This window comes from Allorhizobium undicola ORS 992 = ATCC 700741 (assembly GCF_000621665.1).
Classification (GTDB): domain Bacteria; phylum Pseudomonadota; class Alphaproteobacteria; order Rhizobiales; family Rhizobiaceae; genus Allorhizobium; species Allorhizobium undicola.
Window position 1 is genome coordinate 62,441 of record NZ_JHXQ01000007.1, and the last position, 15,095, is coordinate 77,535.

Annotated in this window: 12 protein-coding genes; 9 read left to right on the forward strand and 3 right to left on the reverse strand. The window is 59.6% G+C overall.

Going from position 1 to position 15,095, the window contains the following annotated elements; all coding sequences use genetic code 11:
• Positions 1 to 191: 191 nt before the first annotated feature.
• The 9 genes from T424_RS0109675 (at position 192) to T424_RS20680 (ending at position 10,826) form a co-directional block, all read left to right on the forward strand.
• Positions 192 to 1,253, forward strand: coding sequence for a LacI family DNA-binding transcriptional regulator (locus T424_RS0109675; protein WP_027487546.1), 1,062 nt, complete (start codon positions 192 to 194; stop codon positions 1,251 to 1,253).
• Positions 1,254 to 1,416: 163 nt separating this feature from the next.
• Positions 1,417 to 2,703, forward strand: coding sequence for an ABC transporter substrate-binding protein (locus T424_RS0109680; protein WP_051558902.1), 1,287 nt, complete (start codon positions 1,417 to 1,419; stop codon positions 2,701 to 2,703).
• A 75-nt stretch (positions 2,704 to 2,778) separates the two neighbouring features.
• Positions 2,779 to 3,678, forward strand: a complete 900-nt coding sequence (locus tag T424_RS0109685; RefSeq protein ID WP_027487548.1) for a carbohydrate ABC transporter permease — start codon at positions 2,779 to 2,781, stop codon at positions 3,676 to 3,678.
• On the forward strand, positions 3,675 to 4,499 hold the full coding sequence (locus tag T424_RS0109690; RefSeq protein ID WP_051558903.1) for a carbohydrate ABC transporter permease: 825 nt from the start codon (positions 3,675 to 3,677) through the stop codon (positions 4,497 to 4,499). The genes T424_RS0109685 and T424_RS0109690 overlap by 4 nt, the downstream gene beginning before the upstream one ends.
• Positions 4,500 to 4,509: 10 nt before the next feature.
• Entirely contained in the window at positions 4,510 to 6,756 is a 2,247-nt protein-coding gene (locus tag T424_RS0109695) for a glycoside hydrolase family 2 protein (protein WP_027487550.1), read from the forward strand.
• 9 nt (positions 6,757 to 6,765) lie between these two features.
• A complete protein-coding gene (locus T424_RS0109700; RefSeq protein ID WP_027487551.1) occupies positions 6,766 to 7,848 on the forward strand; it encodes an ABC transporter ATP-binding protein in 1,083 nt (360 codons plus the stop codon).
• Between the two features lie 176 nt (positions 7,849 to 8,024).
• Positions 8,025 to 9,032, forward strand: a complete 1,008-nt coding sequence (tauA, locus tag T424_RS0109705) for a taurine ABC transporter substrate-binding protein (protein WP_037067247.1) — start codon at positions 8,025 to 8,027, stop codon at positions 9,030 to 9,032.
• A gap of 61 nt (positions 9,033 to 9,093) precedes the next feature.
• Positions 9,094 to 9,885, forward strand: coding sequence for a taurine ABC transporter ATP-binding protein (locus tag T424_RS0109710; protein ID WP_027487553.1), 792 nt, complete (start codon positions 9,094 to 9,096; stop codon positions 9,883 to 9,885).
• On the forward strand, positions 9,882 to 10,826 hold the full coding sequence (locus T424_RS20680) for an ABC transporter permease subunit (RefSeq protein ID WP_051558904.1): 945 nt from the start codon (positions 9,882 to 9,884) through the stop codon (positions 10,824 to 10,826). Before T424_RS0109710 ends, T424_RS20680 begins: the two co-directional genes overlap by 4 nt.
• Positions 10,827 to 11,020: 194 nt before the next feature.
• Here the strand turns inward: T424_RS20680 and T424_RS0109720 are convergent, their stop codons facing one another.
• The 3 genes from T424_RS0109720 to T424_RS0109730 form a co-directional block, all read right to left on the reverse strand.
• On the reverse strand, positions 11,021 to 12,553 hold the full coding sequence (locus tag T424_RS0109720) for an AMP-binding protein (RefSeq protein WP_027487554.1): 1,533 nt from the start codon (positions 12,551 to 12,553) through the stop codon (positions 11,021 to 11,023).
• 111 nt (positions 12,554 to 12,664) lie between these two features.
• Positions 12,665 to 13,492, reverse strand: coding sequence for a p-hydroxycinnamoyl CoA hydratase/lyase (locus T424_RS0109725; protein ID WP_027487555.1), 828 nt, complete (start codon positions 13,490 to 13,492; stop codon positions 12,665 to 12,667).
• 50 nt (positions 13,493 to 13,542) lie between these two features.
• Entirely contained in the window at positions 13,543 to 14,994 is a 1,452-nt protein-coding gene (locus tag T424_RS0109730; RefSeq protein ID WP_154664865.1) for an aldehyde dehydrogenase, read from the reverse strand.
• Between the last annotated feature and the right edge of the window lie 101 nt (positions 14,995 to 15,095).

Sequence of the window (15,095 nt, forward strand, 5' to 3'; positions counted from 1 at the left end):
ATATTTACTGCGCTTTTGGGCGCTGTTGCCGCTTCGTTTATGTGCGAAGCGCCATTGGCTGCGGATGGGTTTCGACATCATCCTGGAAGCGCCAATGAGTTTTCCGCCCTTCACGGAAGTGCGGGAAAACGTGTTCAATCGAAACTTCCTCCGGACCCCCGTGCCGGTGGCAGGGAAAGACGCGCAAGAGCATGGCCACGATAAGGGACATAGCCGCGGCAGTTGGAGTGTCGTCGGGAACGGTGTCCCGCGTCTTGAACAACGACCCCAGCCTGTCGATTTCTCAGGCCAGACGCGAGGCGATTGTCGCGACCGCTCAGGAGCTTGGCTATGCTACGCCGCGCAGCCGGTACCGCGCCAGCAAAATTGCGCCGCTTGCAGGCCGCAAGGGGGGCGTGCAGGCCCGCATCGCGCTTTTGCATTTTCTGACATCCGAGCAGGAATTGTTCGATCCCTATTATGTCGGGGTTCGTCTGGGCATAGAGCGGCGTTGCGCGGAAAACGGACTGGAGATCGGGCGGGTTTTCACACCTTTATCCCCCTGGAACGTCAATGATCACGGTGCAATGCCGGGGGCCATTGTCATCGGCAAGCATGGCCGGGGCGAAATCGCGGCCTTGTCGGCTCACTGCCCCCAGGTGGTCTTTGCCGATGTCGATCCGCATCTGGCGCAACACGACTGCGTGGCGGCCGATCTTGCCATGGCGACACGGCAGATTCTGGATGGCCTGTGGTCCGTTGGGTATCGGCGCATCGGTTTCATCGGCTGCAACGAGTTGATGGATGGCAATAGCGAGCCCTATACGGAAATGCGCTGCCGCGCCTATCTTGACTGGATGAAGGCGAAGAATGCTCTGGACCCTGCCCTGCTTGCTTTGGGCGAGGGGCGGGAATGGGGGCATAATCTGCGCCTTGAGGTGGGATATGAACAGGCTGGCCGCTTGCTTGCCCTGCCTGTCCGGCCCGATGCCATTCTGGCGGCCAATGATAACATGGCCATCGGGGCCTATCGCGCCATCCAGGAAGAAGGCCTGACCATTCCTGCCCATATCGCGCTTGCCTCGTTCAACAATATCCCTGTAACCGAATTCCTCAATCCCACCCTCTCGACCATGGATATTCCGGGAGACAGTATCGGCGAGGCGGCGGTCGATCTTCTGGTGGAGCGTCTGATGGGGCGCACCTATTCCAAACATGTCACCATTCCCACCCGGATGCGGTGGCGCGACAGTTGCCGCCATCCCGCCGGGTAATCATTTTCTCGTAATGATTTTCTTCGCATCTGCGAAATAGTTTTACTAAATATTTTCTTGCGCCTTTCGCGGATGAGCGGAATAGTTTGGCCATGCTTGCGCGTCCGTGGCCGGACGTTGCGGGTGTCGTTCTAAACGCGACCGTTCATTTGGGGAGGATGAAATGAAAAAGACTATCGTGACACGCCGCGCTGGCGCCAAGGGAGCCGCTTTTGCCGGCTTGATGGCTTCAACCTTGCTTATCTCTGCCGCAAGCGCCGCCGCTGGTGAAATCACCGTCTGGTGCTGGGATCCGAATTTCAATGTGGCGATCATGAAGGAGGCGGGTGCTCGCTACAGCGCCAAACATCCCGGCACCACCGTGAAGGTCGTGGATTTTGCCAAGGCCGACGTCGAGCAGAAGCTTCAGACGGGCCTGGCCTCCGGCGCCACCGATACGCTGCCCGACATCGTGCTGATCGAGGATTACGGCGCGCAGAAATATCTGCAATCCTTCCCCGGCGCCTTTGCGCCAATGAGCGGCAAGGTGGATTACAAGAATTTTGCCCCCTACAAGGTCGAGTTGATGACGCTTGAGGGCAAGACCTACGGAATGCCCTTCGATACCGGCACCACGGCGCTGTTTTACCGCAAGGACATTATCGAGGCTGCCGGCTTCAAGCCGGAGGACATGCAGAACCTGACCTGGGACCGCTTCCTTGAAATCGGCAAGCAGGTAAAGGAAAAGACCGGCAAGCAGCTTATTCCGCTGGACGCCAATGACGGCGGAATGACACGCATCATCATGCAGGCTGGCGGCGGCTGGTATTTCGACAAGGATGGCAAGCTTTCCATCACGAACAACGCACCCCTCAAAGCCTCGCTGGAGTTGCAGGCCAGGCTGATCAAGGACGGTCTTGCCAAACTGTCCAACGGCTGGACAGATTACGCGCAAAACGCCGTTTCCGGCAATGTCGCGGGCGTGCTGACGGGCGTCTGGTTCACCGGCACCATCAAGGCGCAGAAGGATCAATCCGGCAAGTGGGGTATTGCCGCCACGCCGAGGCCCAATGTGCCAGCTGCGGTCAATGCCTCCAATCTCGGCGGGTCGAGCTGGTATGTGCTGGAGAATTCGAAGGAAAAGGACGAGGCCATCGATTTCCTCAACGAAATCTATGGCAAGGATAATGATTTCTACCAGAAAATCCTGACGGAGCGTGGCGCCATGGGCACCATGCTGGGTGCGCGCACAGGCGCCGCCTACAGCGCGCCGGACCCCTTCTTCGGCGGCGAAAAGGTCTGGCAGAACTTCTCCGACTGGCTCGCCAAGGTGCCGTCCGTCAATTACGGCGTCTTTACCAACGAGCTGGATACGGCGGTTACGGCCCATCTGGCCGACCTCAACAAGGGCGCGCCGATCGACAAGGTGCTGAAGGACATAGAGGGCCAGGCCGAAGGTCTGATCCAGTAAGGGCAAACAGTCATTTTGACCCGGCAACTGCGGATCGGCGATCCGCGGTTGCTCTTCATCGATCTGGAGGCGCCTATGGCTTTCGTGGCACGTCGGGGTGGACTGGCCCGTCAATACCAGATGAGCGGCTGGCTGTTTACCGCGCCCGCCCTTCTGTTGATCGGGATTTTTCTGGTCTATCCGATCATCCGTTCGCTTGTCCTGTCCTTCTATTCAGGCCGGGGAATGATGCAGAAATTCGCCGGTGCGGATAATATCCTGCGGCTGAGCAACGATCCCGTTTTCCTGAAGGCGCTGGGCAATACGATGATCTTCTTCATCGTCCAGGTGCCGATCATGATTACGCTGGCCATCTTGCTGGCGGCGGCGCTGAACAATCCGCGCCTCCGCTTCGTGGGCTTCTTCCGTACGGCCATCTTTCTGCCCTGCGTGTCGTCGCTCGTGGCCTATTCCGTGCTGTTCAAAAGCATGTTTTCCGTTGATGGCGTGGTCAACAACACGCTGATGTCGCTTGGTCTGATGGCAGAGCCGATCGGCTGGCTGACGGATCCCTTCTGGGCCAAGGTGCTGATCATCATTGCCATTACCTGGCGCTGGACCGGCTACAACATGATCTTCTATCTGGCTGCCATGCAGAATATCGACCGCTCCATCTATGAGGCGGCGACGGTGGATGGCGTGCCTTCCTGGCGGCGCTTCCTGCACCTGACGGTGCCGATGCTGAAGCCGGTGATCCTGTTTACCACCATTACCTCGACCATCGGCACGTTGCAGCTTTTCGATGAGGTCTATAACCTCACGGCTGGCACCGGCGGTCCGGCCAATTCCACGCTCACACTCTCTCTCTACATCTACAATCTGACCTTCCGCTATATGCCGAGCTTCGGTTACGCGGCCACGGTCTCCTATGTCATCGTGGTGATGGTGGCGCTGCTCTCGCTCTTTCAGTTCTATGCGGCGAGGGAAAAGCAATGACCAGCTATGCCACGAAACGCCGCCTTGGCTCCCTGTTGCAATATCTGCTGTTGGGACTTGCTGCCTTCCTGTCGATTTTTCCCTTCTTCTGGATGGTGATCGGCGCAACCAATACCACTGCGGACATCGTGCGCGGCAAGGTGTCCTTCGGCATGGCGTTGTTTGCCAATATCGCGGATTTCTTCACCAAGGTGGATGTACCGCTGGTGTTCTGGAATTCGATCAAGATCGCCATATTCGGCACGGCGCTTACAGTGCTGATCTCGGCCATGGCGGGCTATGGCTTCGAGATGTTCCGCTCCCGGCTGCGCGACCGTCTTTACGCGGTGGTGCTTTTGACACTCATGGTGCCGTTTGCGGCGCTGATGATCCCGCTTTTCCTGCTGATGTCGCAGGCGGGGTTGATCAACACCCATGTGGCGATCATTCTGCCCACACTCGCCTCCGCTTTCATCATCTTCTATTTCCGGCAGGCAACCAAGGCTTTTCCGGGCGAGCTGCGCGACGCCGCCAAGGTTGATGGGCTGAAGGAATGGCAGATATTCTTCTACATCTATCTGCCGGTCATGCGTTCCACCTTCGCGGCCGCCTTCGTCATCGTCTTCATGATGAACTGGAACAATTATCTTTGGCCGCTGATCGTACTGCAATCCAATGAGACGAAGACCATCACGCTCGTCGTCTCATCGCTCGCTTCGGCCTACTACCCCGAATATGGCACGGTGATGATCGGCACGATCCTTGCCACTCTGCCCACGCTTTTCGTCTTCTTCGCCATGCAGCGCCAGTTCGTGCAGGGTATGCTCGGCTCCATTAAATAGGAATAGTGATATGCGTCGTTATGAAAGCTTCAACAAGGGCTGGACCTTTACGGAGGGCTTTTCCGCCGCACACGCCGGTGAAATGCTTGCCGGAGAGGTGGTGCAGCTTCCGCATACGGCGGTAGAGCTGCCCTTCAACTATTTCGACGAGACATGCTATCAGCGCGCCTTCACCTACCAGAAAGAAATCGTCTGGGAGGAGGGCTTCGAGGGCTGCGAGGTTTCGGTAGCCTTCGATGGCGCCATGGCCGATAATGTCGTTTATCTGAATGGCGCGGAAATCCTTGCCCACAAGGATGGTTATACCCCCTTCGAGGCGCGTCTGACGCCGAAGCTGAAGGCGGGTAAAAACCTGCTGACCGTGAAAGTGGATGGCTCTGAAAATCCCGCCATTCCGCCCTTTGGCGGACAGATCGATTACCTGACCTATGCCGGTATCTATCGCGATACATGGTTGAAGGTGACGACTCCGGTTTCCATTGCCAATGTGAAGATCGAAACCCCGGATGCGTTGGCCGACCGCAAGACGGTGACGGCCCGGATTTTCCTTGCCAATCCGCAATCGCAGCCGCTGTCCGGCGCAGTCACCGCGACGATCACCGACAAGAGCGGCAAGGTTATGGCCTCCATAAGGGCTGAGCTTTCCGGCGATGACCTCACGCTTCGGCTTGAGGGCATCGAAGGTGCAGAGCTTTGGGATCTCGACAATCCAGCCCTTTATACTCTGACGGCCGAGCTTGAAACGGCCGCGGGCAAGGACAGCTATTCCAGCCGTTTCGGCTTTCGAACGGTGGAATTTCGCATCGACGGCTTTTTCCTCAATGGCCGCAATGTGAAGCTGCGCGGTCTGAACCGTCATCAGGCATGGCCGCATCTTGGCTATGCCATGGGCCGGCGCGGTCAGGAAAAGGACGCCGACCAGATGAAGTTCGATCTGCGTTGCAATGTTGTGCGCACCTCGCACTATCCGCAGTCGAAGTGGTTCCTGGATCGCTGCGACGAGATCGGCCTGCTGGTCTTCGAGGAAATTCCCGGCTGGCAGCATATTGGTGACAAGGCTTGGCAGCAGGAGTCCGTTGCAAATGTTCGCCGCATGATCGAGCGCGACTGGAACCATCCGTCGATCATCATCTGGGGCGTGCGCATCAACGAATCCCAGGATAATCACGATTTCTATCTGGAAACCAACCGTGTGGCCCGCGAGCTGGACACCACCCGCCAGACGGGCGGCGTGCGCTTCATCACCGATAGCGAATTGCTGGAGGACGTTCACACCCAGAATGATTTCATTCTGGGGCTAGAAGAGCAGCCCGGCCATAATCGTGGGCGGATCGTGCTGCGCGAACAATCGGAAATCACCGGCAAGAGCGAAAAAGTGCCGTATATGATTACCGAATATAATGGCCACATGTATCCGACCAAGCGCTTCGATCAGGAGCAGCGGCAGGCAGAGCATGTCACCCGCCACCTTCTGGTGCTGAATGCGGCGGCAGGCGACGAAAACATTTCCGGCTGCACCGGCTGGTGCATGTTTGATTACAACACCCACAAGGATTTCGGCGCGGGCGACCGCATCTGCTATCATGGCGTCATGGATATGTATCGCGAGCCGAAATTCGCGGCCTATGCCTATGCCTCGCAAGGCGCGCCGGAAGGGGGTGTGGTCCTGAAGCCCGTGACCTACTGGGCGCGCGGCGAGCGCAATATCGGCGGCATCCTGCCACTGATCATCCTCACCAATTGCGATTATGTGGAGGTGAAGTTCGGCGATCTTGCACCCAAGCGTATCGGTCCTGACCGCCAGACCTATCCGCACCTGCCGCATCCGCCGGTCATTCTGGACGAGCGCAATGTCACGCCTGCCGAATTCGGAACCTGGGGCCTGCAATGGCGCGGCGGCGTGATCACCGGCTATGTCAACGGCAAGCCGGTGAAAACGGTGGAGCTGGCGGGCGATCCCGTGCCCGGCTCGCTGCAAATCGAAGCGGACGATACGCAGTTGAAGGCTGGCGAGAAGGATACGGTGCGTGTCATCCTGAGGGCGCTTGACCAATGCGGCAATATCCTGCCCTTCTTCGACGATCCGGTCGAACTGTCGCTGGAAGGGCCGGGCCGGATCATCGGGCCAGTGCTGTCCAGCTTCAAGGGCGGCACGACGGGGCTTTATATCGAAGCTGGAAATGAGCCCGGCACATTGACGCTGAAGGCACGGTGCCGCCCCTTCGGCGAGCAGACGATCACCCTGACGGTTGCTTGAGGTTTACCCATGGCTGATGTTTCGCTCACCGATATTCGCAAAAGCTATGGCGCGGTCGATGTCATCAAGGGTGTCGATCTTTCCATCCGCTCGGGGGAATTCGTGGTTTTCGTCGGCCCGTCGGGCTGCGGAAAATCGACGCTGCTGCGGATGATCGCCGGACTGGAGGACATTACCGCAGGCTCGCTGAAGATAGGCGGGACCGAGATGAATGATGTCGATCCGTCCAGACGCGGCATTGCCATGGTTTTCCAGTCCTATGCGCTCTATCCGCATATGACCGTGCGGGAAAACATGGGCTTTGCACTGCGTTTTGCGGGCATGGAAAAGCCCGAGATCGACCGGCGCGTCAATGCCGCAAGCGCCAGCCTGAAACTGGATGCTCTGATGGATCGCAAGCCCGGCGCCCTTTCCGGTGGTCAGCGGCAGCGCGTTGCCATCGGCCGGGCCATTGTGCGTGAGCCGCAGGTCTTCCTGTTCGATGAACCGCTTTCCAATCTGGATGCGGAACTGCGCGTGCATATGCGGCTTGAAATCGCCCAGTTGCACAAGCAGCTCAAGACCACGGTGATCTACGTTACCCATGATCAGGTGGAGGCCATGACGCTTGCCGACAAGATCGTGGTTCTGCGTGCCGGTGTGGTCGAGCAGGTGGGCTCGCCCATGACCCTCTATGACGATCCGGACAATGTGTTCGTGGCAGGCTTCATCGGTTCTCCAAAAATGAACTTTCTTTCAGGGCGAGTTGCGGCCCATGCCGGTAACGGCGTGATGGTGGAGATTTCGGGCGCCGAAAGCGCGCGTATCCTGCTGCCGATTTCGGGCGCGGGCCTCAGTGTGGGAGATGAGGTCAAACTGGGGATCCGGCCGGAACATCTCATGACAAATGGCGGTGGCGACGTCACTCTGACGGTGCCGGGTCTGGCGACCGAAAATCTCGGATCCACCGCGTTCATCTATGCCAGCCTGAACGGCAGCGAAATCATTGCCGAACAGCGGGATCGCCGTGGGCGGACAGGGGAGCAGCAATCGCTTGGATTTTCGGCGAGCCATTGCCTTCTTTTCAATGCGGCGGGCAAGCGTGTCCGATAGGCTGCCCATCGCCGGACATCGTCAGGAGGATTAAAGGCTATAAAATCTAGTAAAAATATATATTATTAAGGTCAGTCCGGCAAAAGGCTTCCTTGTTAAGTTTTCCTCACCTGTCCATGCTTGTTTGTGGGGCTCGCCAGGGGGCGGGGTTGAAAACGGATTTAAGGAAGAACGAGATGCGTGGATTTGCAGGCGCCTTGGCCGGACTGGCAGCAACGGCGGCAATTCTCTTCGGCGGGTCGCAGGTTTCTGCCGCGGAAAAGACGGTGACATTCGCCTATCAGGACATGATGACGCCCATTCGTGTTCTGATGGAAAGCGGCAGGCTGGAACAGGAAACCCACACAAAAATCAAATGGGTGAAGTTCGGCGGCGGCGGCGATGTCGTGCGGGCGCTTGCGTCCGGCAGCGTGGATCTCGGTGAGGCGGGCTCGTCGCCGATTGCGGCTGCGGCCTCGCAGGGCCTGGGCGTGAAACTGTTCTGGATTCTCGACGATATTGCCAATGCCGAGCAACTGGTGGCCCGCAATGGCAGCGGTATCGAGAAGATTGCCGATCTGAAGGGCAAGACGGTCGCAACGCCCTTTGTCTCCACCTCGCATTATCAGCTTATGTATGCCCTGAAGGAGGCAGGTCTTGGACCTCAGGATGTGAAGCTGCTCAACCTGCGTCCACAGGAAATTGCCGCCGCCTGGGAGCGCGGTGACATTGACGCTACCTTCATTTGGGCGCCGACGCTGGATGTCGCCAAAAAGAACGGCAAGGTCATTGCCAGCGCCGGTGATTTCGCGGCCAAGGGTAAGGCAACATTCGACGGTATTATCGCAACGGATAAGTTCGCCGCTGAAAACCGCGATTTTCTTGTCACCTTCGTCCGGCTGCTTTCCGAAGCCGATGCCGATTACCGTCGCAATGCCGCGAGATGGACGCCCGATTCTGCCGAGGTGAAGGCTGTGGCCAAATGGACTGGCGCCAACGCGGCTGATGTTCCGGCAGGTGTTGCGGCCTACAGATTTCCTGATCTCAACCAGCAGGCCTCGAGCCAATGGCTGGGCGGCGGCGCTGCCGAGGCGCTCAAATCCACGGCGGAATTTCTGAAGGAACAGGGCCGGGTCCAGGCGCTCGCGCCAGACTACAGCACCTTCGTGACGGCGGATTACGTCAAGGCGGCGCTTGGGCAATAAAGCATTGTGCCGAGAAAATTGGGAGCCGGTTTCCCGAGTTGGCATGTGAGGTTATGGGCGGATGTTGTCGCTGAAAGATGTCAGTCTGCGGTATGGCGAGGGGGCAGGGCAGACGCTTGCTCTATCCCATGTGGACCTCGAAATCACCGAGGGTGAGATTGTCGTTGCACTTGGGCAATCGGGCTGCGGCAAAACCAGCCTGCTCTCTGTCATTGCGGGTTTTCTTCCCGTAAGCGAAGGGTCATTGCTGCTCGACGGTCAGGTGGTGCGGGGTCCGGGGGCGGATCGTGGCGTGGTGTTTCAGCGTCATGCTCTCATGCCCTGGTTGAGCGTGGCCGATAATGTTGCACTCGGCTTGAGATTTCAGAGTGTGCCAAAGGCTGAGCGGCGTGAGCGTGCCGAAGAGCTTTTGAGCAAGGTTGGCCTTGCCGGATTTGGTCAGCGGCGCGTCTATGAATTGTCGGGCGGTATGCAGCAAAGGGTAGGGATTGCCAGGGCTCTGGCGGCAAATCCCCGAATTTTGCTGATGGATGAGCCTTTCGGGGCGCTTGACGCTTTCACGCGCGAGCAGATGCAGGAACTCATTCTCGATATCTGGGCGGAAACGGGCAAGACGGTGTTCTTCATCACGCACGATGTCGAGGAAGCCGTCTTCATGGCAACCCGGCTTCTGGTAATGAGCCCGAGACCGGGGCGCATTGTCAAAAGCCTGTCGCCCGGTTTCAGTCGCAGCTATCGCGAGCATGGCAATAGCCGGGACATAAAATCTTCACCGGATTTCATCGCTATGCGGGAAGAGGTGCTTGCACAGGTTCATGGCCGAAGCCACGCGAATGGAAGGCATGTCGCATGAACGATATGAGGGTTGTCGCGGAAAGTGCCGGCATCGAGCCGGGCCTTGCAAGGCGCTGCGACAAAGGAGAGGAGCAGCGGCGCGGTAGCGATGCTGCGGTGTCCGATAGATCAGGCATCGCCCGCGAAGGCAGGAAGGACGGGAAAGCAATTGCCCAAGGGGGCACCAATTCTGGGCTACACAGCAGGGCATGGATTGGTGGCGCCAGTACCCTGGCGTTTTTTCTGCTGTGGTTTGCGGTTTCGTCGTCCGGTCTGGTCAGCCCGCTTTTCCTTCCGGCTCCGCAAGCCGTGTGGGCTGCTTTTACCGATGCGCTTGCAGGACGGCTGGACGGTGCGCCGCTGGCTGATCACGTGCTGATGAGCCTTTTTCGGGTCGTGTCCGCCTTTCTGTTCGCCGCAATACTCGGCGTGCCGCTTGGGCTGGCGATGGGGCTCAATCCGGTCATCAAGGCGATTTGTGATCCGGTCATCGAATTCTACCGTCCTCTGCCGCCGCTTTCCTATTTGCCATTGGTGGTCATCTGGTTTGGGATTGGTGAAACGGCGAAAATCCTGCTGATCTTCTTGGCCTGCCTTGCGCCGGTTGTGCTGGCCGCGCGGGCCGGTACGCGCTCGGCCAGCGACGATCAGGTCAATGCAGCCCGCGCGCTGGGGGCAACACGAACGCAACTCCTGCGGTTTGTCATTCTTCCGGCTGCCTTGCCTGAGATTCTTGTCGGTCTGCGGATTGCCATGGGTGTCGGCTGGACAACGCTCGTGGCGGCAGAAATGGTCGCCGCCTCCACGGGGATCGGCCAGATGGTTCTGAATGCTTCAAATTTCCTGCGCACGGATATTGTCGTCATGGGCATTTTCATCATTGGCGGCTTTGCCGCCCTTATGGAATGCGCCATGCGCTGGCTGGAACGCAGGCTGGTGCCGTGGAAGGGGCAAGGGTGAGGCTGCCCGGTGCACGACACACAGCGGACTTTGGAGCCATCATAGTCAGAAATCCAACTTTCTAGGGTGTGTGGGTATTCAACGTTGGGCGGACTGCAAACGGCAATTTGCTGTGCTTACCCAGGCTCATATACATTAAGGACACTCCGCTCCGGTTCTCGCAAATCACCGTTTCCGTGAAACAGTGAAAGGCTCTATGAGGCAGCCATGGCCGTTATATCTTCCGCCGGGGCTGCCTCCAGCGCCTGCTGGCGCAGCACGTGCTTCTGGATCTTGCCGGATGCGGTGCGTGGCAGGCTCTCGACGAGGCGAAACTCTTTTGGCACCTTGTAGCGGGCAATCAGGGTCTGGCAATAATCGGCCAGCACCTGTGCCGTGGGGCGAGCCGCCGGTTCGGCGACCACGAAGGCCATGCCCACTTCGCCCCAGCGCGCGTCCGGCACGCCGATCACGGCCACGTCGCGAACGGCAGGGTGCTGGATCAGCACGGCTTCCACCTCGACCGGATAGACGTTTTCGCCACCGGAAATGAACATGTCCTTCAGCCGGTCAACGATGGAAATGAAGCCATCGGCATCGCGCCGGCCAATATCGCCGGTGCGGATCCAGCCATCGGGCGTGAAGCATCGGCCACGTTCTTCCGGCCGGTTCCAATAACCGGGCGTGACGTTCATGCCATAGACCAGGATCTGCCCCGCCATGCCATCGGGAAGGTCGCGCTCATCGTCATCCACAATGCGGATCGAGGTGAGGGGGCCGGGAATGCCCGCCGCGCCTGCTTTTTCATAGAGGATGTCGCGGGCAAGGGGCATACCCAGAGTGGTGCCGGTCTCCGTCATGCCGTAGCCATCGACCATGCGCACGCCGCGCTCAAGCCACCAGCGGATATTGCTGGCCGGATTGGGCGCTCCGCCGGTAAACAGGGCCTTGAGTTTCCCCCATTTTTCCGGCTGGAAATTCGAAGCCTGACGCAGGGCCTCGGCCATTTGCGGCACACAGAAATAATGCGTGACACCAAGGGCGGCATCGGCAAGGCGGTCATTGGTGGCCTCCGGCTGGAAGCCGGACGAGACGATAAAGGTGCCGCCGCGCAGCATGGGGGGCCATATTTGCGTGACCGCACCGATGACATGGAACATCGGGCTATCGCAAAGAAACACGCAGCCGGTATCCACCTCGCCCAGAATGTTGAAATTGACAGCCGTGGCCAGCAGGAACTGCGAGGTCAGCAAGGCGCCTTTCGGCACGCCGGAGGTGCCGGACGTATAAAGAATGATGCAGGTATCGTGGCCCGAATGCGGTGCGCAGCGGGGAGCGGGCGCGGTTGCTTCCACGGCGTCCCGGAAACTTTCCATATCCTTTTGCCGGCATCCCGGTGGCAGCGGCGGAATGGCATCGTCGGTATAAAGCAGCACCGGCAGGCAATCCATGAGGAGAGCACCCAGCTCTGGCAGCGAAAGCCGCCAGTTGAGCGGCACGAAAATCGCGCCAACACGCATGGCCGCCTGCTGGAGGATAACCTGATGCACGCTGTTGCGCGCAAGCACCGCCACGCGGTCGCCCTTGCCGATGCCCTCCTGCTGCAAGACCGCAACGGCACGCTGAATGTCGGCGTCCAGTTGCCGATAGCTCCATTGGCGGGCGCTGGCCAGATCGATGCAGGCAAGGCTTTCAGGCCGAAGGCGCGCATGAAGGCTGGCCGGATCGGGCGATGTGAAATCCACCATGTTTTCCTCCTCAAAATCGAATGCATATCGGCAACGGGCGCTTGCGGCTCCCCGCCTGCCTTTCCTCCAAAGCTGGCGGGGGCAAGCGCCCGTCTGTCCATCGCGGCAGGTTCAGCCGCGACGGCTCTTGTCGTAAGCTCCCAGTCCGGGCTTGTAGGACTTTTCGTCGATGAACTGGCGAATGCCTTCCTTCCGGCCCTCGTTATCGTAGGAGTTTGCGGCCTCCTGTGCGCGCACCAGATAATCCTCGGCCTCGTCATAGGTCATGATGCCAACGCGGCGCACCGCATCCTTGGTGGCCTTCAGCGCGACAGGATTTTTCTCCAGCAGCACTTTTGCAACATGGGTCACGCGCGCCTTGAGCTGAGCAAGTGGCAGGCTTTCATTGACAAGGCCCCATTCCGCAGCGGTCTTGCCGTCGATCGGTTCGCCGAGCATGGCGTGATACATCGCCTTGCGGAAGGGCAGCAGCTCCACGGCAACCTTGGTGGCGCCGCCGCCCGGCAGAATGCCCCAGTTGATTTCCGAAAGGCCGAACTTCGCCTCATCCGCCGCAAAGGCCAGATCGCAGGCAAACAGCGGACCATAGCCACCGCCAAAGCACCAGCCGTTGACCATGGCAATCGTGGGCTTCTGATACCAGCGCAGGCGTCGCCACCAGCCATAGCTTTCACGCTGCGCCTTGCGCGTGCCGCGCAGGCCGTCTGCCTCGGTTTCGCGGAAATATTCCTTCAAATCCATGCCCGCCGTCCAGGCCGGACCTTCGCCCGTCAGCACCAGAACGCCGACATCGTCACGAAACTCCAGCGCATCCAGAACCTCCATCATGGCGCGGTTCAGCACCGGGCTCATGGCGTTGCGCTTGTCCGGACGGTTGAACCTCACCCAGGCTATACGGTCGATCACCTCGTAGGCGACGGTATCCACGTCATTGGCCATCATGTTTCCTTCCTGCCGCCGGTGGGCGGCTTTCAAAATGTAACGCAAGATCAGAGTGGATAATGCCCAGGCTGGGTTTCCATGGTGATCCAGCGCAATTCGGTAAATTCGGCAATGCCTGCCCGACCACCAAAGCGGCCATAGCCGGAAGCCTTGCTGCCGCCGAAGGGCATTTGCGCCTCGTCATGCACGGTTGGGCCGTTGATGTGGCAGATGCCCGACTGGATGCGCCGCGCCAGGGTCAGGCCGCGCGCCGTATCCCGCGTGAAGATCGAGGCGGACAGGCCGTATTCGCTGTCGTTTGCCAGCCGGATGGCATCCTCCTCATCGGCGGCCCGCAAGATGGCAACCACCGGACCGAAGCTTTCCTCGGCATAAATCCTCATGTCGGACGTGACCTTGTCTACCACCTGGGCAGGCATCAATACGCCCTCGGCAGCTCCGGCGCTGGTGACAACAGCCCCCTTGGCGCGGGCATCGGCAATCAGCGCCTCGACTTTTTCCACCGTATGGCGGTCCACCACCGCCCCCAGCGGCGCATCGCCCTTTGCCGGATCGCCCGCCTTGAGGGCCGCGGCGCGGGCGGTGAATTTTTCCAGAAATGTCTCTGCAATCTCCGGCGTCAGGATGATCCGTTCGGTGGACATGCAAATCTGGCCCTGATTGAAGAAGGCGCCGAAGATTGCCGCCTTCACTGCCTCGTCCACATCGGCGTCCTTCAAGACCACAAGTGGCGCCTTGCCGCCCAGTTCAAGCAGCACGGGCTTGAGCTGGCGGGCGGCCCGTTCGGCAATCAGCCGGCCAACGCGGGTCGATCCGGTGAAGTTGATGCGGCGCACGGCGGCGTGATCGATCAGCGCGCCGACAATATCGGCTGCATCCTCCGGCGCGTTGGTAATCAGGCTGACCAGCCCTTTCGGCAGTCCGGCCTCCTCCAGCGCCTCGACGATCAGCGCGTGGGTGTGGGGGCAGATTTCCGAGGCCTTGAACACCACGCCATTGCCGCAGGCAAGCGGCGTTGCCAGCGCCCGCACACCCAGAATGACCGGCGCATTCCACGGTGCAATGCCCAGCACCACCCCTGCTGGTTCCCTGAGCGCCATGGCCAGGCAACCGGGCTTGTCGGAGGGAATGACTTCACCAGCCACCTGCGTGGTCAGCGCCGCTGCCTCGCGCAACATCGAGGCTGCCAGCATGACATTGAACCGTGCCCACGGCACCGTTGCGCCGATTTCGGCCGCCATGGCCGCAACGAAAAGATCGCCCCGCGCCGCCAAAGCATCCGCGGCCTTCAACAGAACGGCACGGCGTGCATTCGGCCCCATCGCCGCCCAGGCGGGAAAGGCGGCGGCACTGGCGTCTGCCGCAGCGATTGCATCCGCCACACTGGCGGCGGCCGCCTCGCTGGCAAGCACGCCGGTTACAGGGTTAAGGCGGCGGTATGTGCGTCCGCCTTCTGCATTGCGGGGCTCTCCGGCAATGCGCAACATAATACTCGTCATGATATTCCTCCCAATATGCCATGCCACAGGGTGCTCCCGTCCTCCGGCATGTCTGCTATCCTCCATAGCAATTGACTGCTATCATGCATAGCGGTACAGTG

Excerpts from the sequence above, each read along its gene's own strand:
- T424_RS0109695 (WP_027487550.1), top strand. The coding sequence starts at position 4,510 with ATGCGTCGTTATGAAAGCTTCAACAAGGGCTGGACCTTTACGGAGGGC.
- T424_RS0109675 (WP_027487546.1), top strand. The coding sequence starts at position 192 with ATGGCCACGATAAGGGACATAGCCGCGGCAGTTGGAGTGTCGTCGGGA.
- T424_RS0109680 (WP_051558902.1), top strand. The coding sequence starts at position 1,417 with ATGAAAAAGACTATCGTGACACGCCGCGCTGGCGCCAAGGGAGCCGCT.
- T424_RS20680 (WP_051558904.1), top strand. The coding sequence starts at position 9,882 with ATGAACGATATGAGGGTTGTCGCGGAAAGTGCCGGCATCGAGCCGGGC.
- T424_RS0109710 (WP_027487553.1), top strand. The coding sequence starts at position 9,094 with ATGTTGTCGCTGAAAGATGTCAGTCTGCGGTATGGCGAGGGGGCAGGG.
- T424_RS0109725 (WP_027487555.1), bottom strand. The coding sequence starts at position 13,492 with ATGGCCAATGACGTGGATACCGTCGCCTACGAGGTGATCGACCGTATA.
- T424_RS0109690 (WP_051558903.1), top strand. The coding sequence starts at position 3,675 with ATGACCAGCTATGCCACGAAACGCCGCCTTGGCTCCCTGTTGCAATAT.
- T424_RS0109720 (WP_027487554.1), bottom strand. The coding sequence starts at position 12,553 with ATGGTGGATTTCACATCGCCCGATCCGGCCAGCCTTCATGCGCGCCTT.
- T424_RS0109730 (WP_154664865.1), bottom strand. The coding sequence starts at position 14,994 with ATGACGAGTATTATGTTGCGCATTGCCGGAGAGCCCCGCAATGCAGAA.
- tauA (WP_037067247.1), top strand. The coding sequence starts at position 8,025 with ATGCGTGGATTTGCAGGCGCCTTGGCCGGACTGGCAGCAACGGCGGCA.
- T424_RS0109700 (WP_027487551.1), top strand. The coding sequence starts at position 6,766 with ATGGCTGATGTTTCGCTCACCGATATTCGCAAAAGCTATGGCGCGGTC.
- T424_RS0109685 (WP_027487548.1), top strand. The coding sequence starts at position 2,779 with ATGGCTTTCGTGGCACGTCGGGGTGGACTGGCCCGTCAATACCAGATG.